General features: G+C 33.6%; 24 protein-coding genes. 13 read left to right on the forward strand and 11 right to left on the reverse strand.

Translation table 11 applies throughout. The features are described from left to right. Positions 1 to 19 precede the first annotated feature (19 nt). On the reverse strand, positions 20 to 2,491 hold the full coding sequence (locus AAT17_RS12855) for a DUF5916 domain-containing protein (protein ID WP_060524868.1): 2,472 nt from the start codon (positions 2,489 to 2,491) through the stop codon (positions 20 to 22). Between the two features lie 99 nt (positions 2,492 to 2,590). Here AAT17_RS12855 and msrA point away from each other — a divergent pair, with 99 nt between their 5' ends. Then, complete coding sequence (msrA, locus tag AAT17_RS12860; RefSeq protein ID WP_060524870.1) at positions 2,591 to 3,130, forward strand: peptide-methionine (S)-S-oxide reductase MsrA; 540 nt, start codon at positions 2,591 to 2,593, stop codon at positions 3,128 to 3,130. Further along, positions 3,117 to 3,557, forward strand: coding sequence for a large conductance mechanosensitive channel protein MscL (mscL, locus tag AAT17_RS12865; protein ID WP_060524872.1), 441 nt, complete (start codon positions 3,117 to 3,119; stop codon positions 3,555 to 3,557). The genes msrA and mscL overlap by 14 nt, the downstream gene beginning before the upstream one ends. A gap of 37 nt (positions 3,558 to 3,594) precedes the next feature. Here mscL and AAT17_RS12870 read toward each other — a convergent pair whose 3' ends face one another. Genes AAT17_RS12870 through AAT17_RS12880 form a run of 3 tightly spaced genes read right to left on the reverse strand, consistent with a single transcriptional unit; the run spans position 3,595 to position 5,282 of the window. Next, positions 3,595 to 4,431: a TerC family protein gene (locus AAT17_RS12870; protein WP_042279281.1), complete on the reverse strand. Its 837-nt coding sequence runs from the start codon at positions 4,429 to 4,431 to the stop codon at positions 3,595 to 3,597. A gap of 8 nt (positions 4,432 to 4,439) precedes the next feature. Further along, on the reverse strand, positions 4,440 to 4,814 hold the full coding sequence (locus tag AAT17_RS12875) for a hypothetical protein (protein ID WP_042279279.1): 375 nt from the start codon (positions 4,812 to 4,814) through the stop codon (positions 4,440 to 4,442). A gap of 36 nt (positions 4,815 to 4,850) precedes the next feature. Further along, complete coding sequence (locus AAT17_RS12880; RefSeq protein ID WP_060524874.1) at positions 4,851 to 5,282, reverse strand: helix-turn-helix domain-containing protein; 432 nt, start codon at positions 5,280 to 5,282, stop codon at positions 4,851 to 4,853. Between the two features lie 354 nt (positions 5,283 to 5,636). Between AAT17_RS12880 and AAT17_RS12885 the strand changes: the two genes are divergently transcribed. The 3 genes from AAT17_RS12885 to AAT17_RS12895 all read left to right on the forward strand — a co-directional run bounded on the left by AAT17_RS12885 (position 5,637) and on the right by AAT17_RS12895 (position 7,970). After that, positions 5,637 to 6,716 carry a M14 family zinc carboxypeptidase gene (locus AAT17_RS12885; protein WP_060524875.1) on the forward strand — a complete coding sequence of 360 codons (1,080 nt, stop codon included), beginning with the start codon at positions 5,637 to 5,639 and terminating at the stop codon, positions 6,714 to 6,716. A 77-nt stretch (positions 6,717 to 6,793) separates the two neighbouring features. Then, positions 6,794 to 7,267 carry an Lrp/AsnC family transcriptional regulator gene (locus AAT17_RS12890; RefSeq protein WP_042279275.1) on the forward strand — a complete coding sequence of 158 codons (474 nt, stop codon included), beginning with the start codon at positions 6,794 to 6,796 and terminating at the stop codon, positions 7,265 to 7,267. Between the two features lie 157 nt (positions 7,268 to 7,424). Continuing rightward, entirely contained in the window at positions 7,425 to 7,970 is a 546-nt protein-coding gene (locus AAT17_RS12895) for a type 1 glutamine amidotransferase domain-containing protein (protein WP_060524877.1), read from the forward strand. A gap of 60 nt (positions 7,971 to 8,030) precedes the next feature. Here the strand turns inward: AAT17_RS12895 and dnaN are convergent, their stop codons facing one another. Next, positions 8,031 to 9,146, reverse strand: a complete 1,116-nt coding sequence (gene dnaN / locus AAT17_RS12900) for a DNA polymerase III subunit beta (RefSeq protein WP_060524879.1) — start codon at positions 9,144 to 9,146, stop codon at positions 8,031 to 8,033. A gap of 177 nt (positions 9,147 to 9,323) precedes the next feature. Here dnaN and AAT17_RS12905 point away from each other — a divergent pair, with 177 nt between their 5' ends. Beyond that, positions 9,324 to 11,207 carry a S8 family serine peptidase gene (locus tag AAT17_RS12905; protein WP_082586984.1) on the forward strand — a complete coding sequence of 628 codons (1,884 nt, stop codon included), beginning with the start codon at positions 9,324 to 9,326 and terminating at the stop codon, positions 11,205 to 11,207. A gap of 68 nt (positions 11,208 to 11,275) precedes the next feature. On the opposite strand, the gene AAT17_RS12910 is transcribed toward AAT17_RS12905, so the two are convergent. Beyond that, positions 11,276 to 11,686, reverse strand: a complete 411-nt coding sequence (locus tag AAT17_RS12910) for a hypothetical protein (RefSeq protein WP_042279269.1) — start codon at positions 11,684 to 11,686, stop codon at positions 11,276 to 11,278. A gap of 132 nt (positions 11,687 to 11,818) precedes the next feature. Between AAT17_RS12910 and priA the strand changes: the two genes are divergently transcribed. Then, positions 11,819 to 14,272: a primosomal protein N' gene (gene priA, locus AAT17_RS12915; protein WP_060524883.1), complete on the forward strand. Its 2,454-nt coding sequence runs from the start codon at positions 11,819 to 11,821 to the stop codon at positions 14,270 to 14,272. Between the two features lie 90 nt (positions 14,273 to 14,362). On the opposite strand, the gene AAT17_RS12920 is transcribed toward priA, so the two are convergent. Further along, positions 14,363 to 15,067, reverse strand: a complete 705-nt coding sequence (locus AAT17_RS12920; protein ID WP_042279474.1) for a LytTR family DNA-binding domain-containing protein — start codon at positions 15,065 to 15,067, stop codon at positions 14,363 to 14,365. Positions 15,068 to 15,365: 298 nt separating this feature from the next. Here AAT17_RS12920 and rpsF point away from each other — a divergent pair, with 298 nt between their 5' ends. The 4 genes from rpsF (at position 15,366) to AAT17_RS12940 (ending at position 17,022) form a co-directional block, all read left to right on the forward strand. Further along, complete coding sequence (gene rpsF / locus AAT17_RS12925) at positions 15,366 to 15,710, forward strand: 30S ribosomal protein S6 (RefSeq protein ID WP_042279266.1); 345 nt, start codon at positions 15,366 to 15,368, stop codon at positions 15,708 to 15,710. A 2-nt stretch (positions 15,711 to 15,712) separates the two neighbouring features. Beyond that, positions 15,713 to 16,009 carry a 30S ribosomal protein S18 gene (gene rpsR, locus AAT17_RS12930; protein ID WP_042279264.1) on the forward strand — a complete coding sequence of 99 codons (297 nt, stop codon included), beginning with the start codon at positions 15,713 to 15,715 and terminating at the stop codon, positions 16,007 to 16,009. A 17-nt stretch (positions 16,010 to 16,026) separates the two neighbouring features. Next, positions 16,027 to 16,476, forward strand: coding sequence for a 50S ribosomal protein L9 (gene rplI / locus AAT17_RS12935; RefSeq protein WP_042279262.1), 450 nt, complete (start codon positions 16,027 to 16,029; stop codon positions 16,474 to 16,476). Positions 16,477 to 16,542: 66 nt separating this feature from the next. Next, complete coding sequence (locus tag AAT17_RS12940; RefSeq protein WP_060524885.1) at positions 16,543 to 17,022, forward strand: DUF6495 family protein; 480 nt, start codon at positions 16,543 to 16,545, stop codon at positions 17,020 to 17,022. On the opposite strand, the gene AAT17_RS12945 is transcribed toward AAT17_RS12940, so the two are convergent. From AAT17_RS12945 to AAT17_RS12955, 3 genes are all read right to left on the reverse strand, one after another. Beyond that, positions 17,019 to 17,516: a DUF6787 family protein gene (locus AAT17_RS12945; protein WP_060522372.1), complete on the reverse strand. Its 498-nt coding sequence runs from the start codon at positions 17,514 to 17,516 to the stop codon at positions 17,019 to 17,021. The genes AAT17_RS12940 and AAT17_RS12945 overlap by 4 nt on opposite strands. 17 nt (positions 17,517 to 17,533) lie before the next feature. After that, positions 17,534 to 17,944: a DUF6146 family protein gene (locus AAT17_RS12950; RefSeq protein ID WP_060524887.1), complete on the reverse strand. Its 411-nt coding sequence runs from the start codon at positions 17,942 to 17,944 to the stop codon at positions 17,534 to 17,536. 133 nt (positions 17,945 to 18,077) lie between these two features. Then, a complete protein-coding gene (locus tag AAT17_RS12955; protein ID WP_060522373.1) occupies positions 18,078 to 18,719 on the reverse strand; it encodes a DUF937 domain-containing protein in 642 nt (213 codons plus the stop codon). A 251-nt stretch (positions 18,720 to 18,970) separates the two neighbouring features. Here AAT17_RS12955 and murA point away from each other — a divergent pair, with 251 nt between their 5' ends. Both murA and AAT17_RS12965 read left to right on the forward strand, forming a co-directional pair. Next, a complete protein-coding gene (gene murA, locus AAT17_RS12960) occupies positions 18,971 to 20,290 on the forward strand; it encodes a UDP-N-acetylglucosamine 1-carboxyvinyltransferase (protein ID WP_042279252.1) in 1,320 nt (439 codons plus the stop codon). A gap of 93 nt (positions 20,291 to 20,383) precedes the next feature. Continuing rightward, positions 20,384 to 20,998, forward strand: a complete 615-nt coding sequence (locus tag AAT17_RS12965) for a hypothetical protein (protein WP_052510373.1) — start codon at positions 20,384 to 20,386, stop codon at positions 20,996 to 20,998. Here AAT17_RS12965 and AAT17_RS12970 read toward each other — a convergent pair. Further along, on the reverse strand, positions 20,967 to 21,449 hold the full coding sequence (locus AAT17_RS12970; RefSeq protein ID WP_367379279.1) for a pseudouridine synthase: 483 nt from the start codon (positions 21,447 to 21,449) through the stop codon (positions 20,967 to 20,969). The two genes, AAT17_RS12965 and AAT17_RS12970, sit on opposite strands and share 32 nt — an antisense overlap. Positions 21,450 to 21,672 lie beyond the last annotated feature (223 nt).

Consider the following 21,672-nt stretch of genomic DNA (forward strand, 5'->3'; position numbering starts at 1 on the left):
GTACAACAAATGTAACGCTTTAAGCATTTTTGTTGATCACTTGTAGCGCTTTATTGAAGTCAAGGAAATAAGATAGCCTAACTGATATGGTGTGATTAAAATCTTCTTTTAATAAATTGTCAAAGCTGTCATTGAATCCTAATTGTGCTTGTTGTTCAACATTATTAAGCCTATTACGGTATAAAACACTTACTTCACTACCTGGAGCAAACCTGTATCTGAAACTTAAATCTAAATTCCAAACATTAAAGTCTCTATCTGGATTGTCTTCCTCGTCTAGTCTAAAGGTTGAAGGTGCGGTATCGCCACTTGCCTGCAGTTCTTGTAAATCCTCGGCAAAATCTGATCGTTGCCAAAAGTTTCTAAATGTTAGATTTAATGCCAATCGATTGCTAAGATTTAAATTACCGGTAAGCGTATTTTCTACACTGTGGTCATAACGTCTACTAAAAATACTGCGTGTACCGTTACCATCATTTAAAAGGGTAACGTAACTTAAACGGCCATCATTTTTAAACCAATTTATCCTATAAACCAGTAAAAATTTATCAGAAAATCTATAACGAGGAGAAATAGAAAAATCGTAACTAAGCTGCTCGTCATTCAAACGTTCATTAATTCCTGCATTAGCATCAATTGCCAGCTTTTTACGATAATCGCTAGAAATAAAACCACCCATAAAAAAACGAGCTGGATAGTTGGTAAACAATCCATCAATTCTGCTTTCAAAAAGATCCTTACTTTCTGTAGCGTAGGTGAAATTTGCACCAAATGCAAAACGCTCTTTAGTAAAGAAAAATGGATTGATATTAAATCTACTACCTGTATGAATTCCAGGGTTATAGGCTCTATTGTGATCTATGTCTAGTTCAATATTCCAATTATTAAAAATACCTTGAGGTAAGAATCTATTATATTCTAACTCAAATGAGAAATTATTATAGTTGTTTCTAAATTGTTGTCCGAGGTCATTTGGATCAAATGTAGTATCGGCAAAATAATGTTCAATTCTAGGTCTCCAGTTTCCTGTAATTTTTTGAACTACTGCGCTGGTTGAAAATCCAGTAGATGTGTCATCGCTTAAAAAACGATTGGTCATGCGTGCACGACCAAAATAACGTACTGTATTTTGATTATTGTTATGAGTTACTTCAATAGCTGTGGCATTAGCATCAGTAAAACTACCATCTCGCAAGGTAGATGCATTAGTAAGTGAAACTGCGCTATTATTTCCATAGGTTTGATCAAGAACCAGTACATTGTAATTCACAAGAGGTTCAGTTCTTACTTCTCTTATATCACCTGTATTAGAATCTTCAATAATAGCATCAGTTGGTCCTGTAATAGCATTAAGTACACCTATACCTAGTCCTTTGGAAGTTCGACCAGAAACTTTTATTGCATTTAATAGATCGGCAGATCTTGGATTTTCTACTACTGTTTCATCTTGTTCAAGTCCCAAATTACCTCTTTGCGTAGGACGTTGTCCTATACGACGTGAAAAGAAAATATCTCCTTTTCTAAAGAGTTCTGTTCCTTCAATAAAAAATTGTCTGTTTTCTCCAAAAACTTGTTCAAACGGTCCTAAATTCAAAACTACTCTATCAAATGCAGCCTGGCCAAAGTCAGGTATTAATGTAGCATCTAGGGTAAAAGCATCATTAATTCCATACTTTATATCCATACCAGCGTTGAAGACAGTTTCTGACTGTAGCTTGTTCCAGTCGGTTTGGGTACTTACAAAAGGGTATAAGTTTAATCGTAATGGTGGATCAATGTCTTCAATACCAGTAAGTAATGCGTCATATTGATTTACGTTTCCTTCAGTAATATTAATAGGATTGTAACTGTAGTCCTCATTCAAATGCCTAATTCTTCTAAAAATATTGAAACTCCAATCTTGAACATTTACTTCAGGAAACCTTAAGGTGCGGTAAGGTATTTTCATTTCAACATACCAGCCATTATCGTCAATACTGGTTTCACTTAAAAAAACAACATTAAAGCTAAAATCTTCTCCACCATTTGTCGATCTAGCATCACCTAGCGCATTGGCACTGGTCGCATAAAATCTAGTTTGATCAATACCGTTATTGTAAGTATTTATCCAAATAGAAAATAAGTCTGCCTGAACATTTATTTGATCTCTCTGGGAGAATTGTCTCAATATTTCCTCAGGATTCTCGTCATACATAAAACCAGCCACATAAACCGCTTCATCGTCATAGGCAATTTTAAATTCGGTACGATAATTTTGTCTTTCAGGCTGTAGATTTACAGGTTCCACCATAACAAAATTAGCTCCGGTAGTCACGCCTTCCCATTGTTTTTCAAAAGGTTTACCGTCAATTTTAGGAGCATCATATATACGTGTTGCTCGGTACTTTTTACGAGGAATTTTTAATGTATCTAGGGTTTCTTGTGAGTACGCTTTCGCGAAAGCGGAACTTACAAAAACTATTATAATAGTATAAAAGAGGTATTTTTTCATGTCTAATCGCAAAACTAGTCGCAGAATCCATTAATTATTTTAAAGACTTGTTAATATGCAGCCATATATAAGGATTGTGAGTAACTTGCTGTAAAAAAAATGGAGGAAGCGATTTTTGCAGGTGGTTGTTTTTGGTGTACTGAAGCGGTATTCCAAAAATTAAAAGGAGTAGAGAAGGTGGTATCTGGATTTTGTGGTGGTCATATAAAAAATCCACCGTATAGGGAAGTAGTTCAAGGTCGCACAGGCCATGCAGAATCTATACTTGTAAGCTATGACCCAGATACAATTGATTACTTAACGTTATTGAAAATACACATGGCAACTCATGATCCTACAACATTAAACAGACAAGGTTATGATGTAGGTGAACATTACAGGAGCGCCGTATTTTACCTGGATGAGAATCAAAAACAAATCGCCGAAAACTATATAGAACAATTAAATAATGATGGAACTTACCCAGATCCCATAGTGACAAAAGTTGAACCGGCAACCGATTTTTATCCAGCTGAGGATTATCACCAGGATTATTATAAAAACAATAGGGAACAAGGTTACTGTCAAGTCATAATAGATCCCAAAATAAGAAAATTAAAAAAACAATATAGCACCCTACTAGCCGATGAAAATAATTGATGAATTTAAAGAGTTTGCCATTAAAGGCAACATGGTCGATATGGCCGTGGGAATTATAATAGGAACTGCCTTTAATAATGTAGTTCAAACCCTAGTTAAAAAGGTTGCATTGCCACCACTAGCTTATTTGACTGATGGGTTGAATTTCGAGGACAAAAAATATGTGTTAAAAGCTGCAGCTACTAACGGAGCTGGCAAGGAAACTAGTGAAATAGCTATCTACTACGGCGAACTATTTGAAGTGTGTATTGATTTTTTGGTAATTGGTATTACTGTGTTTTTTGTAATTAAGATGTTGAATAAACTGAGAAACAAGTCGCACAACCCTGAAGAAAAACAAGTATCAACTCCTAAAAATATTGAACTTCTTAATGATCTTAAACTTTTGATGAAGGAGCAAAACGAATTGCTAAAAAATAAACAATAAAAAACGGGCCTAGAGCCCGTTTTTTATTTCTTACTACTTATTTAATCACTTCATCGTCTTCCAGAAGATCGGTTGTTTTCTTTTTCTTAATTGATTTACTGCGTAATTTGAAATTAAGAAACTCAACAAACATGGAAAAGAAAATGGCAAAGTATAAATATCCTTTAGGAATTACTCCACTCTCATTACCAAACACGACAAGATCGGCCATATGAGCACCTTCTGCAATAAGCATAAATCCTATGAGTAATAAAAATGCCAGACCTAGCACTTGAACCGATGGATGCTTGTTTACAAATTTACCTACTGGATGTGCAAAAAGAAGCATTATAATTACTGAAAGCACAACGGCAATTATCATAAGAATTAAAGCCCCATCGGGATCGTCACTTAATCCACTAGTCATTCCTACTGCGGTCAGAATACTATCAAATGAGAAAACGATATTAATCATTGTAATCTCGAAGATTACTTTACTTAAAGTGTCAGTTCTTTTCTTTTTAAGTTCACGTTGATCGTGTCCTATGTCTTCTACTTTTTCATAAATTTCTTGTGTGGCTTTATATAAAAGGAAAACACCACCAGCAAATAAAATTAAAGACTGTCCTGTAACGGCTCCTGATATCCAGCCATAATCAAAGGTAAACCAGCTACTTTGTAATGAAATAAGAATACTTATTCCAAAAAGTAATACGATACGTAATGCCATGGCAAGGATTAATCCAATATTGGTTGCCTTTTTACGTTTGTCGTCTGGTAGTTTTTCAGAAGCTAGTGAGATGAAAATGATATTATCAATTCCTAATACTATTTCAAGAAAGGTTAAGGTTAATAATGCCATCCAGGCATCGGCAGATTGGAAGATTTCAAACATAATGGGTTTTATTTGATTTTAGTAGCTGTTCCTGAATATACTTGTTCACGACCAGATTGTTTAAATTCAAAGGTATAAGAATCTTTTGATGTGTTCAATATTTTAAAAAGATAAGCTCGAGAATCGGCGTTTGAATCTGGATTAATAGGAATTATACGCCATTCACAATCATTTATCCATTCAACGCGAGAACTGTCTATTTCATTTTCAAATTTTTCAATTTGCAAATTTCCGATTCTGGTGAATTCAGTTTTAAATTTTTTTCCACCAGATTCTTGTTCCCAAATGAAGGTACCTTCTTTAAATGATTCACAGTCTACTTGGTTTTCATAACAAGCTGAAAAGAGTAATAGAAGAGGAATGTAATAAATGAGTTTTTTCATAATTCAAAAATACTACCCAGTTATCTTAAAAAAATCTTAGGGTTCGTAACTCTCAAAACTTCCATCAGAAAAAAGCAAAATTACCTTTTGTATATTTTTCCCTAATTTTTGTGAATTGACTGGAGATGGTAAAGGAGTTATTTCATTCTTTTCTTCATCCTTTGGAACAGATTGTTCTTTTACTACGTCCTGATCAAAAAGAGAATTATTAATAATGGGAGCAGAGGTTGATTTGATCTCTTTGGAAGCTTTGGCTTTCTGTCCATTCATCAACCAATATAAATCCACATCGGGAAATTCTTTCATAACGTTTAGAATGAAATCCAAACTAGGTTTGTTTCTTCCAGATAATATATGCGAGATACTGCTACGACCTACATTGATTTTCTCTGCAAAAGTTGAAGCTGTAAGATCATTTTTTTCAATAATCTCTTTAATTCTTTCAGCAATACTTGTCGGGTCATTCATTTGTTACAATTGTAAACAATCTTGTTGAAGATTTAGATTATACAAATGTAAACAAAAGAAATTAATTATCACATCTTATTAAAATCATAAGTCAAACATTGAATTAAAACTTTATATAAATATGTATAAATAACTAGTAAATAATAATATAGATGCATTTTAAATCATTGTAACGAAAAATAGAAGCATTTATACATCTAAAAATGTCTATTAGTTTACAAATGTAAAAGATAATCAAATATTACTTGTTTACAATTGTGTAATAGCATTGTTTACAAATGTAAAGATGCCTGTTTTTACTTATGTAAACTGTTTGATGCTTACTTTTGATATAATCTTTAAAAGCTGTATACATTGTTAACTAGATACTATAAATATGAATTGTTCCAACAAGAACTCGATCGTATTGTGCGTAAAGAATCTTCTCCCTTTTCTTTAAAAACCATCGGATATTCTGTACTTAAAAAACCTATTTATTTACTTCAAGCTGGGTCAGGTTCCATTAAGGTTTTTATGTGGTCTCAAATGCACGGTAATGAATCGACAACCACTAGAGCCTTGTTGGATTTGATAGATCAGGATGATTTTAATTCATTGTTGGATAAAATAGAATTGTATATTATTCCTATTTTGAATCCAGATGGTGCTGAAAATTGGACAAGAGAAAATGCCAATAAAGTTGATTTAAATAGAAATGCTGTTTTAAAGGATCAACCAGAAACCATGGTTTTCTTTGAACAACTTGAGCTTATAAAACCCGACATGGCCTTTAATTTACATGGGCAGCGCACCATATTTGGTACTGAAGATGGCAGTAAACCATGTCAATTATCTTTTTTGGCACCTGCCTCGAATCATGAAAAGTCTTTTAATACACCTAGGCTAAAAGCTGTAAAAGTTATTAATTCTATTTATTCTCAACTACAACCAGATTTAAATACTGCCATCTGCAGATATTCTGATGATTTTAATGAGAATTGTTTTGGTGATTATTTAACGTCAAGAAATATTCCTACCGTGCTTTTTGAGGCCGGACATGCCGGATTAGATTATCATAGAGATGAAATAACCAATATTATTAAGAAAGCCATACTTACAGCTTTACAATCACTGTATGAAAAAGAAAATAAATCAGATAATCAACTAGTTGAATCATATTTATCTATCCCTCAAATTTCTAAAACCTTTTGTGATATTGTATTACGCTATGAACAAGACGATAAAACAGTATTTACATCCATAATGTATAAAGAGGTTTTGGAAGAAGGTCAACTAATTCTCTTGCCGCGAGTTAATGATATTAATCCAGAAACGGTGCGCAATGCACATAGGATAATGGATGTTGATGGTCAACTTCCTGAAGATTTGAAGATTGACGAGAATAATATCGTTAAATCTGAAGTTTTAGGTATTAAAAATTTGATAATTATTTAACAAAAACTCCATTTTGAAAGAATATTTGTATTGTTTCTATTAATTTTGCCTGAAAAGAATAACGTTAGACTAATAAAATGGCTAAAATAGACGAAATAGACAAGCAAATCCTTGATGTTTTAATTGAAAACACTAGAACTCCATTTACGGATATAGCGAAAAGATTAAACATATCAGCTGGAACCGTACATGTAAGAGTAAAGAAAATGGAAGAATCGGGTATTATAAAGGGCTCTTCTTTAACTGTTGATTACCATCAGTTAGGTTACACCTTTATCGCTTATATAGGAGTTTATTTGGAAAAAACGAGCCTTACACAATTTGTGTTGAGTAGGATAAAGGAGATTCCTTTTGTTACCGTAGCACATATTACTACAGGAAAATTTAATATTTTCTGTAAAATAAGAGCCAAAGATACTACCCATGCAAAACGTATCATATTTCAACTAGATGACATAGATGGAGTGAGTCGCACTGAAACTATGATAAGTTTAGAGGAAAGTATTAATGATAAAAAGCGTTTACTGCACAAAGTTTTTCAAGATTTATAATTAGATTTTAATTATTATGCTTTCGCGAAAGCGTAATTAACATAAATTAATGTAAATCAATATATTTTAAGAGTCTGCTAAAGCAATTTTAGCAGGCTCTTAGTGTGAATTACCATGTGCTATTGTCAACTTTGTAACAACTAAAAAAACAAAAAAAATGAAGAAAGTTGCAATTTTGGCCACAGATGGCTTTGAAGAAGTAGAATTAACTAGTCCTAAACAAGCGCTAGAAAATGCAGGTGTACAAGTAGACATTGTAAGTCCTAAATCAGGAGAGATTAAAGCATGGGCAGATGGTAATTGGTCTGAGAGTTATAAGGTTGACAAAACTCTATCAGAAGTAAATGCGAGTGATTATCATTCACTCATGTTACCTGGTGGTGTTATAAATCCAGATCAGTTAAGAATGAATGAAGACGCTCTAAAATTTATTCAGACATTTTTTGAACAAAAGAAACCAGTAAGTGCGATTTGTCATGGTGTACAACCGTTGATTGATGCAGGAGTGGTAAATGGAAGAAAATTGACAAGCTATCCATCATTGCGCAAAGATTTAGAAAATGCAGGAGCAAACTGGGTAGATGAAGAGGTTGTAGTAGATGAAGGATTCACGACCAGTAGAACTCCAGATGATCTTGACGCTTTTAATGACAAATTAGTCGAAGAGGTAATGGAAGGTAAGCATGAAGAGCAACATGCCTAATCACATTACCTTATTAAAATAAAAAATCCCGCAACTGCGGGATTTTTTTATGTTTGATTACTATTGATTAAGCATTACTGGCATAACCAGCATGGTTACTTGCTCACCGTCATCCAGTCCGTCTAATGGTGTTAAAATACCTGCTCGATTAGGTAAGCTCATTTCGAGAGATACTTCATCACAGTTTAGATTATTAAGCATTTCTATCAAAAATCTACTATTGAATCCTATTTGCATATCATCGCCTTGGTAATCACAAGTAAGGCGCTCATCGGCTTTATTTGAGAAATCGAGATCTTCGGCACTTATATTAAGTTCGGCACCAGCCATTTTAAGTCTAATTTGGTGCGTTGTTTTGTTGGAAAATATACTTACACGTCTTACAGAGTTCAAGAATTGAGTTCTTGATATAGTTAAACGATTAGGGTTTTCTTTAGGGATAACAGCTTCGTAATTTGGATATTTACCATCTATTAATCGACAAATGACTGTAGTGTTTTCAAAGCTAAATTGTGCATTACTGTCGTTGTATTCAATATCCACTTCAGATTCATTACCCATTAACATTGACTTTAAAAGATTCAATGGTTTCTTAGGCATAATAAATTCTGCTGTTTGATCAGCTTTTAGATCTTCTCTTCTATAACGTACAAGTTTGTGAGCATCAGTAGCTACAAATGTCAAGCTTTCATTGTTGAATTGAAAGAACACACCACTCATAACAGGTCTCAAATCATCGTTTCCAGTTGCAAATAATGTTTTGTTTATTGCAGTGGCTAATGTATCGCCCATAACGACTGTTTTAGAAGGGTCTTCTAATGAAACAGCTTTAGGGAATTCATCAGCGCTAGCACAGGCTATTTCAGACTTTCCTTTGTCATGGCTGATAGTCATTTTTTGATCTTCTGCATGAAAGGTTAAGGGTTGTTCAGGAAAGGTTTTAAGAGTGTCTAAAACAAGCTTAGCTGGAAGTGCAGTATTACCATCTTCTCCACTTTCTACTTCTAAATTGGTTATTATAGTAGTTTCCATATCACTAGCTGATACTTTTAACGTGTTACCAGAAAGCTCAAACAGGAAATTATCTAATATGGGTAGTGTATTATTATTGTTTATAACACCGCCTATTAATTGAAGGTTTTTTTGCAAATAGGAACTAGAAACAATGAATTTCATATTTATTTGTGATTAAATCGTGATAAGATTACTCTTATTTTGTTATATAAATATTAAGGACTATTTAAAATAATGTAATTTATACATTAAATTGCGAACTTAATATAAGAAGCAACTAAGTTACAATTAATAACCCAATTATGTTTTCTTAAATTATCAACAAATATCAAAAATCAAATGAAAAAAATCTCCTTTTTACTTTTAGTAGCTTGCATATCACAAGTAATGATAGCACAAACACCAGAACAGCGTGCTCAAATTACTAAAGATTATGATAAACAAGCTATTAATCAATTGTATACAGAACTTTTACAAAAAGAGCAGCAAGCGCAACAACGTGTTGAGCAATACCTTGTTGATCATAATGTAAAGCAAATAGAAACTACCGAAGACGGTAATGTTAGGATGATAACTGATGTTGTTGAAGGAATTCCAGTTTACACGATTACCGAGAATTTCACTGGAGCTCGAGCGATGGGTGCTGAAAAGCTGTATAATGGAGGTTCATTGGGGCTTAATATTGAAGGTCAAGGAATGTTAGCTGGTGTGTGGGATGGCGGATATACACGCCAAACACACGTAGATCTTATTAATAGAGTAACATATGGGGAGCCTAACAAATCTTTAAGCGATCATGCTACACACGTAGGTGGAACGATAATTAGTTCTGGTGATAATAGTATAGCTAGGAGAGGAGTTGCTCCGCAAGGTAGTATTGTATCCTATCGATTTGATTCTGATACAAATGAAATGTTACAACAAGCTTTATCTGGAATGCTAGTTTCTAATCATAGCTATGGTTTAGATTCTTCATCTTCTACACCAATCTCGGTTTATGGTAAATATGACAATTTTGCTAGATCCTTTGATTTGTTATGTTTTCTCAATGAATATTATTTACCGGTAGTAAGCGCTGGTAATGATAGGAATAGTGGACTAAATTTTAATGACAACGGTTATGATTTGTTGACAGATAGATCACTAGCTAAAAACGTTTTGACGGTAGGAGCTGTCAATACAATTGTAACATATAACGGTCCTAGTTCTGTCCAAATGAGTAATTTTAGCACGTGGGGTCCTGCTGATGATGGTCGAATTAAACCAGACATCGTAGCCAAAGGGGTTAGTGTAAATAGCACAACGGCTAACAGCGACACGAGCTACGGAGTTAGACAAGGTACCTCAATGTCTGCGCCTATGGTAACTGGTGGTATTCTTCTATTACAGCAATTGTACAATCAGCAAAACACTTCTTTTATGAAGTCGGCAACTGTTAAGGCTTTAGTTCTGAATACAGCTTTAGAGGCGGGTAATGATCCTGGTCCAGATTATAGATTCGGTTGGGGACATATGAGTGTTGAAAATGCGGCGTATGCTATTCTTAATGCTAATGGAGATTCTGATATCAAAGAGTTGAATTTAGCAAATGGAGGAACTTATACCTCTTCTGTAACTTCAAACAATGGTCCTTTAAAAGTAGCTATTTCATGGACAGACGCAGCAGGTACTGAAAATAACGGTCCAGAAGATGACTCGACGCCAGCTCTTGTTTACGATTTAGATATAAAGTTGACTGATAGTAATGGTAATGATTTCTTTCCTTGGAAATTAGATCCTTCTATTCCTTTTGCTGCAGCCACTAAAGGAATAAACAACGTTGATAATGTTGAAATAGTTGAAATAGATGTACCTAATGGGACTTATACGATAACCGTAAATCATAAAAATAACTTACCTACTAATGGGTTGGATTTTTCAATGGTTATTACCGGAGCCGATACAGGTACTTTATCTTCATCTCAAGTAGTAGGAACAGAATTCCAAATCTACCCAAATCCTGCAACATCATCTATAACTATATTAGCCTCTTCATTAAATGACAGTAAAAAAGCTGTTGTAGACATGTATGATATGCTAGGTCAAAGAGTTTTTAGTAAAAACTACAACGTAAATGGTTCACTAGATGAAACTATCGATATATCTAATTTAAATAGCGGTATTTATATTGTTAGAGTAAGTAATGGTTCATCTATTACTTCTCAAAAGCTAGTTATAGAATAATGGTTACCCATCTTTTAGAAATAAAAAAAGCTGACTTTGATAGTCAGCTTTTTTTTATGGTGCATATCTTACAGTGAGACCTCAGAATTTGAGAACTCCTGAAGACTATTGATCAATCGTTCTCTAACTATATTCATCATTCTTTTATTTAAAGCACTACTATTTGTGATGTAGGTTTTATATTCTTCGGTTGTAAATTGACCTATTATGATACCTTTTAATGAGTTTCTAAATTTTTGATCTTTATTTACCGCATTTTCAATATAATCAATACGTTTAGGTACATCAAGCCCATAGAACACGTTTTTATGTTTTTTGACATAATTTTTAAAAACAAGTATCAATAAGTCATGTTGTAGTTTAGAAATTGGTCGTAATGTTTTGTTTTGAAAATACTCATCTGCACTCATTCCTTCCGTAATTTTTGCATTGGGTATTTCTGGTCTTAGAGCAACCAAATATGCGTCTCTTGTTTTCATAAGTGTAGTTTTGTTTAAAATTAGACGATAATCTAAATGAATACTTAAAAGCTTTAAGGTTGTTTTCCATTGTTTGTCAACAGCTTCTTTTTTACTCAGGTTAACTGTAAGAATTTTATCTTTACATCTTGTATGAAACAATATATACTGGTTCTATTGCCTCTTCCATTAAGTCGCATTTTTACCTATGAGGTGAGCTCTGATGCCTTTCATTTAGCCCAAATTGGAATACGAGTGGCAGTACCTTTTGGGAAGAATAAAATACAAACCGGTATCGTTGTTGGTTATACTGATGATGTCCCAACGGAATATGAGGTGAAATCTATTGAGTTTTTCTTAGATGAAGAACCTATCATTACGATTGAACAATTAAAATTATGGAAATGGATTTCCCAGTATTACATGTGTAGCATGGGGCAAGTAATGAAAGCAGCATTACCCAAATCCTTTCTGCTTGAATCTGAAACCACCTTGGTCTTAAAGGAGGATTCTATCTATTCTCAAGAAGATCTTACTGATAATGAGTTTTTAATCGTTGAGGCCTTAGAGAACAAGGCAGTTCTTAAAATAGAAGATATTATGAGTATTACAGAACGTAAAACTGTGATGCCTATCATCAATAATTTGATCGCAAAGGATATTCTAACCTTAAAGGAGGAAGTAAGAGAAAGATATAAGCCTAAGACCGAAAATTTTGTACGACTTCACGAAAATTATGCTAATGATAATGATTTAAGAACCCTTTTAAATACTCTAGAAAGAGCTCCAAAGCAAAAAGATGTTATACTAGCCTTGTTTACCCTTAGGGCTAAATATGGTGACTTTATAAAAAGAAGTGTTTTAATAGAACGCTCACAATCATCTAGTAATACCATCAAAGCCTTATTGGATAAAGAAATTCTTGTACAAGAAGCATTTAGAATTGATAGAGTTAAGTCAAATAAAGAAAAGGGTAGTGAACTAAAAACTTTAAACACAGATCAACAAAAAGCTATAGATAATATTAAGTTAGGATTTGAGAATTCTAAACCCGTTTTATTACACGGTGTAACTTCAAGTGGTAAGACCGAAGTTTATGTACGCTTAATACTTGAAGAATTAGAAAAAGGAAATCAAGTTCTTTATTTGCTACCTGAAATCGCTTTAACCACTCAATTAATTTCTAGATTACAAAATTACTTTAAACACAAAGTACTCGTTTATCATTCTAGGTATACTACTAACGAGAGACTAGAAACCTGGAATCATATTCTAGCTTCAAAAGAACCCTACGTGATAATAGGTGCACGTAGTGCTGTATTACTACCATTTTCTAAATTAAGCCTGATCATAGTAGATGAAGAACATGAATCAAGTTTTAAACAATTTGATCCTGCACCTAGATATAATGCGCGAGATACTGCAATCGTTCTGGGTCAACTTTTTAATTCTAGAATCCTATTAGGAAGCGCTACACCATCATTAGAAAGTTATTATAATGTAAAAAGCTCAAAATATCATTTAGCCCAGTTAAAAAGAAGGTTTAATAATGTTTTAATGCCAGAGATCAATATGGTGGATCTTAAACAGAAACACCGTAAAAAGAAAATGAAAGGACATTTTTCAGACACCTTGATAGCGGCCATTCAAGAGTGCTTTGAAAATCAAGAGCAAGTAATTTTATTTCAAAATAGGAGAGGATATTCACCCTTTATGGAATGCAATACATGTGGGCATTCTCCTCAATGCCCTAGGTGCGATGTTTCTCTTACGTATCATAAATATAAAGGACAGTTAAGGTGTCATTACTGTGGATTTCATACTGCAGCGCCTACTCAATGTGCCTCATGTACGAGCAATGATTTATCAACAAAAGGATTAGGCACAGAACAAGTTGAACAAGAATTTAAAGAATTGTTTCCTAATCATAGTATCTTAAGAATGGATCTAGATACTACTCGAGGAAAAAACAGTTATCAAACCATAATAAATCAAGTAGAAAATCAAGAGGTTGACTGTCTAGTAGGAACACAAATGCTCACTAAGGGATTGGATTTTAGAAATGTAGCGCTAGTTGGTGTTCTTAATGCAGATAGTATGCTTAATTTCCCTGACTTTAGATCGCATGAACGTTGTTTTCAATTACTCACTCAAGTAGCAGGACGCAGTGGTCGCACTAATAAGCGAGGTAAAGTATTAATTCAAAGCTATTCACCAGATCATCAAATTTTACAACAAGTAAGTGTTTATGATTATCATACAATGTACAAACAACAAGTAGAGGATAGGTATCAGTTTAAATATCCGCCGTACTATCGTATGATAAAAATAACTTTTAAAGCCAAAGATATTACTAGAGTGCAAGAGGCTGCCAATTGGTTTTACAAAGGTCTGCAAACTTTAGAAAGTGTAGGTCAATTGTTAGGTCCAGAATTTCCTGCTGTTGCCAGGATAAGAAATCAATATTTGATGAATATTTTTCTCAAGGCCGATAAAAAACACAGTATTGCTTCTATTAAAAATCATATCAATAAAGTCAAATCCAGTTTTGAATCTATAGCTCCATATAGATCAGTGAGGTGTGTAATAGATGTAGACCCATATTAAAAAAATGGAGTTCTGTTACGCTTTCGCGAAAGCGTAAACTAAAAAAGCACCTCAAATGAGATGCTTCTTTATCCTAATTGAACCTACTATTTAAAATTGAGACAACGCCTCAACTAATTCTGATTTCCTGTTGCGGGAAAGAGGTAACACATCGGTTCCTAATTCAACCGCTTTGGAATTGAACTTTTCTACTTTTCTAAGATTTATAATGTAAGACTTGTGAATTCTCATAAAATCTTCTTCTGGAAGAAGGTTTTCAAAAGACTTCATGGTTGAGAGTACCACAAGGTTATCTTCCTCTGTAATCAACTTTACGTAATCTCCAAGAGCTTGTATGTATCGTAGCTCTTTAAGATACACTTTACGTTTTTTAAGATTGCTTTTTACAAAGATGAATTCTCCACGATCTTCAATCATTTCGTTTTTCACCTTGTGCGCAAGTAGTGCGCGTTCTACAGCATATAAAAACCTATCCTTTTTTATTGGTTTCTGTAAGTAATCGATTGCTGCATAATCAAATGCTTTAAAGGCATACTTAGTTTGACCAGTTACAAAAATAATTCCCGGCTTTTCTGCGATATCATCTAATAAATCAAATCCTGTAAGTATAGGCATTTCGATGTCTAAGAATATGAGATCAACGGATTGATTCTCTAGAGCAGATTTAGTCTCGACTGCATTACTAAACTCACCTACTAATCTAAGGTTAGGGTGACCTTCTATTAATTTGACGATTGAAAGTCGTTGGATACTTGAATCATCCACAACAAAACAATTAAGCACTGCATTACTCATACTTATTACTTTTGATTTCTTGGACAATTCTACACACTTTTCTGATGAAATGCAAAAAAAAAGTACATTTTATCGAATAAATTTGATATTTAAACGAATTGCATCTTAAAAACTTGACTTCTAAATCATTGTTAATCAGTTGTTAATGATAACATTGTTAATAAAATTTTGTTTAAACTTTTATTTTCAAGCGTTTACATAATTATAATCAATTGTTAACTTTTTAAAGCAATAATAAAAACAAGTTGTATAAATATTATTAAAAGTGTACTTTTGCAGCCGTTTAAATACAATTAATATGAATCAATACGAAACTGTTTTCATTTTGAATCCCGTTTTATCTGAAGATCAGGTAAAGGAAGCAGTAAAGAAATACGAAGATTTCCTTACTAGCCGTGGAGCAAAAATGGTATCAAAAGAAGATTGGGGACTAAAAAAGTTAGCTTACCCAATCCAAAACAAGAAAAGTGGATTTTATTCTCTTTTTGAATTCCAAGTTGAAGGTGAGGTAATCAACGATTTTGAAGTTGAATTCCGTCGTGATGAGCGCGTTATGCGTTATCTTACTGTAAAACTTGATAAGTATGCTATCGAGTGGGCAGAGAAAAGAAGAAGTAGAATGTCTAAAAAACAAAAAGCTTAATCATGGCAACATTACAACAACAAGCTAAAGGTAAAAAAGATGGTGACATCCGTTACTTGTCTCCTCTTAATATAGAAACTCAATCTAGAAAAAAATACTGTCGTTTTAAGCGTAGCGGTATTAAATACATAGATTATAAAGATGCTGATTTTTTACTTTCATTTGTAAACGAACAAGGTAAGTTATTACCTAGACGTCTTACAGGAACTTCTTTAAAGTATCAGCGTAAAGTGGCAGTTGCAGTAAAAAGAGCTCGTCACCTTGCATTAATGCCTTACGTAGGAGATTTACTTAAATAATTAATCAGTTTAACAATATGGAACTTATATTAAAGAAAGACGTAGAACATTTAGGTTTTACAGATGACGTAGTGACTGTTAAGCCTGGTTATGGTCGCAATTACCTTATCCCAAATGGACTTGCGGTAATGGCTACAGCTAGTGCAAAGAAGCAATTAGCAGAAACTCTTAAACAAAGAGCTCATAAAGAAGCAAACAATATCAAGAACGCACAATCACAAGCTGATAAATTAAACGCTCTTGAATTGAGTATCCCAGCTAAAACTGGTGATGGTGATAAATTATTCGGTTCTGTAACTACTGCAGATGTTTCAGACTATCTTGCTAAAGAAGGTATAGAAATCGATAAAAAATTCATCTCTATTGCAGGTGGTAGTATCAAAAGATTAGGCCCATACGAGGCAACTGTACGTTTCCACAGAGAAGTACAGTCTAACTTTAGTTTTAACGTGGTTGAGGCAAAGTAATCTTTCAAATTAATAACATAAAAGCCGTTTCAATTTATTGAAACGGCTTTTTTAATAAGTCTTTTTATGAAATACCGTAGACTCACAAAAGAACAGTTGGAAGAAATGCACGAGGAATTTATTAATTTTCTTGCTGCTCAGTCCATTGATAAAAAAGAATGGGATGATATAAAAAATACCCAGCCTCATGTTGCAGAACAAGAGATTGATGTATTTTCTGATCTAGTTTGGGAAGGTGTATTAAATAAAGCAGAATACCTAGAACACATATCGGCCCAATCAATGAATCTTTTTCACACAGGCGAAAAGGAAATGAGTCTTATATCTATCATTATAGATAATAAAGAAATTGACATTACCACTACCGAAGGGTATAAATGGTTGCAAGATAATTTACTGGATGAATCAGTTAAACTATTCACTGCTACAAAAGCTTACGGAGAATTTCCAAATGAGGATAAATTCAAAATTATTGAATCTGGAGCAGTGATAACCAAAGGACAATTATATCAGTACTTTGAAAATCTCGTTGAATTAGGTAATTAAAGTTTTATACCGAACCTGCTAAGCATTTTCTTTTCAAACCACCAGAAAAATTCAAATTGACCAAAAAGCCATCCCATGGCTACTAATAATATTTGGTAAATAGGAAAAATGATGAGCAGTCTGGCAGGCCAGTATATCCATTTGGATAATTGATCTAGCCCAATATAATGCAATAATGGACTTGAAAGTCTTGCAGATAAGGATCCTGTTATTGCAAAAACAATGAATATCGCTACCATGCGGTATTTTTTTGTTATACCCCATTTGTCATACAATCTACCAAAAAAGTACAAGCACAACCTGTAAAACAAATAAGCAAGTATTAAGGTAACACAACAGACAAATACAAATTCATAAATAGCATCTTCAAATATATTTGGTATCAAATTTATAGCTACAAAGTATCCACTAAATAGTAATCCAACTACACCTAATACGATATAAATAAGTTGCCAATTTTTCTCGATATCCCAATTGCTTTTTATCCTATTCATGGGAGCAAAGGTAAGGCTTACATCAATTTTTGATTATACTTTTTTTCAAAGAATAGGAAGTAGTTATATAGCAACCAATTTACTTCATACCCATAATCAATTTTACTTTCATAGTCGATTCTCCATACGTACAGGTTAGGATCAAATCTTGTCGGATTAAGAACTCTTAAATTATATTCCCTTACTTTGAATTGATTAGTAATTTCCATTGAGGATTGGGTGTAATATCCTCTTTGAGGTTGTGTACCCAGCCATCCATAAAACCCTGGTTCAATAATTATTATTTCATAGTCCAGGCTATCATTGGCAATACGTATGGTATCGTTAGTAATTACATTTTTATTATTCTTTACTTGATTTGATTCTTTTAAAGCACTACAAGAGATAAGAATTGCTATTAGTCCTAGTGTTGTTATAATATTTTTCATGGTAATAATTTTAAACAAAAATGATAGAAACTATATAGCTATTAAAGTACCATTTAGTAAAGACTGCATTTTATTGAGTAAAAAAGCCCTACTTATAGAAGTAGGGCTTGATTATGAGAAAATAGTTAGGGATTTATTTTCCAAATAGTCCACCTAGAAGTCCACCTAGACCACCTTTTTTCTTATTGCCACCTAGCACCATTCCGGCTACATCGTCAACAATGCTTCCATCGCCATCACTGTCTAATAAAGTTTCAATAAATGATTGATCATGTGATCCAGATTGTCCCAAAACAGATCCCAGTAAATCACCTATACCATTCGATTGCGTTTGAGAAGTCTGTTTTTGCTTACCTAGCATACCCATTAAAATAGGAGCTGCAATTTTTATAATTTTACTTACCGACTGCATGTCCATCCCACTAGATTGTGATAATGCAGTTTCAATTCTAGGTTGTTTAGCACCTAGAACATGTCCCAATATACCAGCACCGTCGTTCTCTAACTCCTCTGGAGAACCTGGACCATCACCAAAAATTCCTCCTAGCATATCGAGAACACTGCCAGAGCTATGTTTAGGATTTTCTAGCGCATTATTTAAAGCAGCTGCCCCTTCAGGAGTACTTGCATTACGTTGCATTGCGCCCAGTATTAAAGGCATAGCCTGTGAAAGTACATTGGCAGTTTTATCTGCTGGTTGTCCTGTTTTTTGAGATGCGCCTTGTATCAAAGTCTGACCTAGGTCAGATTGTAAAAGATCTAAAATTGAAGCCATTGTTTATTAATTTGATTTGTTTTTAAAATTACGATTTATGGTGAAAGGAATTCAAAAATATTAATTGTTAAAAAAATTAGTAGATTAAAGGTGTGAAAATACGATGAAAAGAGTGTTTTTGATGATTCGCTTTCGCGAAAGCGTAAAAATGATTCACCCTTTACTGTTAACTAAAAGTGTAAACTTGATTAAAAATCTATTAGTTATGTAATTCTATCGACTTATTTTTACTGAAATAGAAGAATTAAAATATGGGAACATTTATAATAGAAGGAGGACACCAATTAAAAGGAGATATACAACCGCAAGGAGCCAAAAATGAAGCACTTCAAATTTTATGTGCTGTACTGCTTACTGATGAACCTGTACGTATTGATAATGTTCCTGATATTATTGATGTAAATAAATTAATAGCTCTATTAAATAATCTAGGTGTAAAAGTCACAAAAAACAGTTCAGACTCCTATACCTTTCAAGCCGATGAAATCAATTTAGATTTTCTTCAATCTGAAGATTATAAAATTCAAGGAAGAGGATTAAGAGGTTCCATTATGCTAGTTGGTCCATTGCTCGCTAGATTTGGTAAAGGATACATTCCTAGACCAGGTGGTGATAAGATAGGTAGACGTAGATTAGATACTCATTTTGAAGGTTTTATAAAACTGGGAGCTACTTTTAGATACAATAGAGAAGAATACTTTTATGGGGTTGAGGCCGAAGAGTTGCATGGGACGTATATGTTATTAGATGAGGCATCGGTGACTGGAACCGCAAACATTGTCATGGCAGCAGTACTAGCTAAAGGTGTCACAACTATTTACAACGCGGCTTGCGAGCCTTACTTACAACAATTATGTAACATGCTGGTGCGTATGGGTGCCAAAATAGATGGGATAGGATCCAATCTATTAAAAATTACGGGAGTTGAAAAATTAGGAGGAACTAAACACCGAATCCTACCTGATATGATAGAAATTGGAAGTTGGATAGGTCTTGCTGCCATGACAAAAAGTGAAATTACTATCAAAAATGTAGCTTATGATGAGCTGGGAATAATTCCAGATACTTTTAGAAAATTAGGTATAACGATAAATAGAGTAGGAGATGATATTCATATTCCTGCCCATGAAGATGGTTATGAAATTCAAAACTATATAGATGGTAGTATCTTAACTATTTCTGATGCTCCATGGCCAGGTTTTACCCCAGATTTATTAAGTATTGTTCTGGTAGTAGCCACGCAAGCTCGCGGTAGTGTTCTTATTCATCAAAAAATGTTTGAAAGTAGACTTTTCTTTACAGACAAATTAATCGACATGGGAGCAAAAATAATTCTTTGCGATCCTCATAGAGCGAGTGTGATAGGTCATGATTTTAAGTCTTCTTTAAAAGCGACGACAATGACAAGTCCAGATATTAGGGCTGGGATATCTTTATTAATCGCCGCACTAAGCGCCAAAGGAACTAGTACTATCCATAACATTGAACAGATTGATCGTGGATATCAAAATATTGACTCTAGACTTAAAGCTATTGGAGCTAAAATTGAACGCGTTGGTTCTCAATTTTAAAACTAATTAACTTTATTAACGTAAAGTGTTGGTGATTAAAAGACTAAAAACCTTACCTTTAAAAAAAGGCAAGGTTTTTGGTATTTAATTGTTATGAGAAGATTCCTATTTTTATTGTTATTAGTCGCGGTTCCTTATGTTCTAAATGCACAAGAACTACCGGAGTCGACTAATAAAAAAATTAAACCTGTTCCAGAAACGGAATCAGGAGGAAGTTTGTTATTTCCAGAAAATGAGGAGTCTACTGTATTGAAAAGACCTAAAAAGGAACCCAAAATTAATCTGAGACAGGAAACAGACCTTACTAATCCCGGTATTAAATTTAAAGAGAAGACAAAGCTTAAACAAGATGCACCCATGGGACCAGGTTTTGTAAGTGATACCTTTCTAGGGGAAATAAGAACTGGGGAAACCATCATAAAATTGATGTGTAGAGATCATGGTTATCAAGATGGTGATCTAGTACGTATATGGGTAGATGATAAGGTGGTAATTGAGAAGATTTATTTAAAATATGCTTACCAAGGTGTACGAATTCCGCTTAAGCAAGGATTTAATAAAATAGAGATAGAAGCTCTTAATCAAGGTGAGTCAGGTCCTAATACGGCAGAGTTTGTAGTGATGAACGATAAAGGTGAGGTTATTCAAAAAAATGAATGGAATCTTGCTTCTGGTGTTAAAGCTTTGCTTGTTGTTCTAAAAGAATAGTTTCCAGACGATCAGTTACATCAATTACCTTTTGATTTTTAACATCATTTAATTGAAATGGGCCTATTTGTGTGCGTACAAGTCTTAAAACAGGAAAACCTACCTTACTACACATTTTTCTTACCTGTCTAAACTTTCCTTCGTTTAAGGTGATAGAAATCCAACTCGTAGGACCGTGTTTTTCGTCTCTAATATAGGTATGAGTTAAATTGTAATCTGGTTCTTGGCTTATAGCAGCTTCACATGGATTTGTGTTATAAGGTTTACCGTTTACAGTAATAACTACACCATTTTTTAATTGTTCTATTACGGATTGAGTTATCTTCCCATCTACTTGCGCGTGATAGGTTTTTGACCATAGTTTTGATCTGTTGATAATATCACTTGTTTTGCCACAAGTGGTTAGTAAAAGTAAACCTTCAGTCTTTTCATCTAGTCTACCTATTGCCATTGTGTTATCGGGAAACGAGCCCAACTCTTTTAAAAACCTTTTTCTTTTTTGTTTTCCATCATTAGTAAGAAATTGACTCCACCATGCGGAACGGTTTATAAACTAAAAAATGTTGAGCATCCATAATAATGTAGATGCACAAAGATATCTGATCTAAGTAAAATTTAAGAATTTGATAGTTTCCTTTTTTGAAAAAAGGGAAAATAACTTCTAGCTTCTATAG

The organism is Nonlabens sp. MIC269 (genome assembly GCF_001430865.1).
Classification (GTDB): Bacteria; Bacteroidota; Bacteroidia; order Flavobacteriales; family Flavobacteriaceae; genus Nonlabens; species Nonlabens tegetincola.

Bases quoted from the DNA above. Each gene is read 5' to 3' on its own strand.
- AAT17_RS12940 (WP_060524885.1), top strand. From the start codon at position 16,543: ATGAAATACCGTAGACTCACAAAAGAACAGTTGGAAGAAATGCACGAG.
- dnaN (WP_060524879.1), bottom strand. From the start codon at position 9,146: ATGAAATTCATTGTTTCTAGTTCCTATTTGCAAAAAAACCTTCAATTA.
- AAT17_RS12875 (WP_042279279.1), bottom strand. From the start codon at position 4,814: ATGAAAAAACTCATTTATTACATTCCTCTTCTATTACTCTTTTCAGCT.
- AAT17_RS12855 (WP_060524868.1), bottom strand. From the start codon at position 2,491: ATGAAAAAATACCTCTTTTATACTATTATAATAGTTTTTGTAAGTTCC.
- AAT17_RS12880 (WP_060524874.1), bottom strand. From the start codon at position 5,282: ATGAATGACCCGACAAGTATTGCTGAAAGAATTAAAGAGATTATTGAA.
- priA (WP_060524883.1), top strand. From the start codon at position 11,819: ATGAAACAATATATACTGGTTCTATTGCCTCTTCCATTAAGTCGCATT.
- AAT17_RS12970 (WP_367379279.1), bottom strand. From the start codon at position 21,449: ATGGCAATAGGTAGACTAGATGAAAAGACTGAAGGTTTACTTTTACTA.
- AAT17_RS12955 (WP_060522373.1), bottom strand. From the start codon at position 18,719: ATGGCTTCAATTTTAGATCTTTTACAATCTGACCTAGGTCAGACTTTG.
- AAT17_RS12870 (WP_042279281.1), bottom strand. From the start codon at position 4,431: ATGTTTGAAATCTTCCAATCTGCCGATGCCTGGATGGCATTATTAACC.
- msrA (WP_060524870.1), top strand. From the start codon at position 2,591: ATGGAGGAAGCGATTTTTGCAGGTGGTTGTTTTTGGTGTACTGAAGCG.
- AAT17_RS12950 (WP_060524887.1), bottom strand. From the start codon at position 17,944: ATGAAAAATATTATAACAACACTAGGACTAATAGCAATTCTTATCTCT.
- AAT17_RS12965 (WP_052510373.1), top strand. From the start codon at position 20,384: ATGAGAAGATTCCTATTTTTATTGTTATTAGTCGCGGTTCCTTATGTT.
- mscL (WP_060524872.1), top strand. From the start codon at position 3,117: ATGAAAATAATTGATGAATTTAAAGAGTTTGCCATTAAAGGCAACATG.
- rpsR (WP_042279264.1), top strand. From the start codon at position 15,713: ATGGCAACATTACAACAACAAGCTAAAGGTAAAAAAGATGGTGACATC.
- AAT17_RS12895 (WP_060524877.1), top strand. From the start codon at position 7,425: ATGAAGAAAGTTGCAATTTTGGCCACAGATGGCTTTGAAGAAGTAGAA.
- rpsF (WP_042279266.1), top strand. From the start codon at position 15,366: ATGAATCAATACGAAACTGTTTTCATTTTGAATCCCGTTTTATCTGAA.
- AAT17_RS12910 (WP_042279269.1), bottom strand. From the start codon at position 11,686: ATGAAAACAAGAGACGCATATTTGGTTGCTCTAAGACCAGAAATACCC.
- AAT17_RS12945 (WP_060522372.1), bottom strand. From the start codon at position 17,516: ATGAATAGGATAAAAAGCAATTGGGATATCGAGAAAAATTGGCAACTT.
- AAT17_RS12920 (WP_042279474.1), bottom strand. From the start codon at position 15,067: ATGAGTAATGCAGTGCTTAATTGTTTTGTTGTGGATGATTCAAGTATC.
- murA (WP_042279252.1), top strand. From the start codon at position 18,971: ATGGGAACATTTATAATAGAAGGAGGACACCAATTAAAAGGAGATATA.
- rplI (WP_042279262.1), top strand. From the start codon at position 16,027: ATGGAACTTATATTAAAGAAAGACGTAGAACATTTAGGTTTTACAGAT.
- AAT17_RS12890 (WP_042279275.1), top strand. From the start codon at position 6,794: ATGGCTAAAATAGACGAAATAGACAAGCAAATCCTTGATGTTTTAATT.
- AAT17_RS12905 (WP_082586984.1), top strand. From the start codon at position 9,324: ATGAAAAAAATCTCCTTTTTACTTTTAGTAGCTTGCATATCACAAGTA.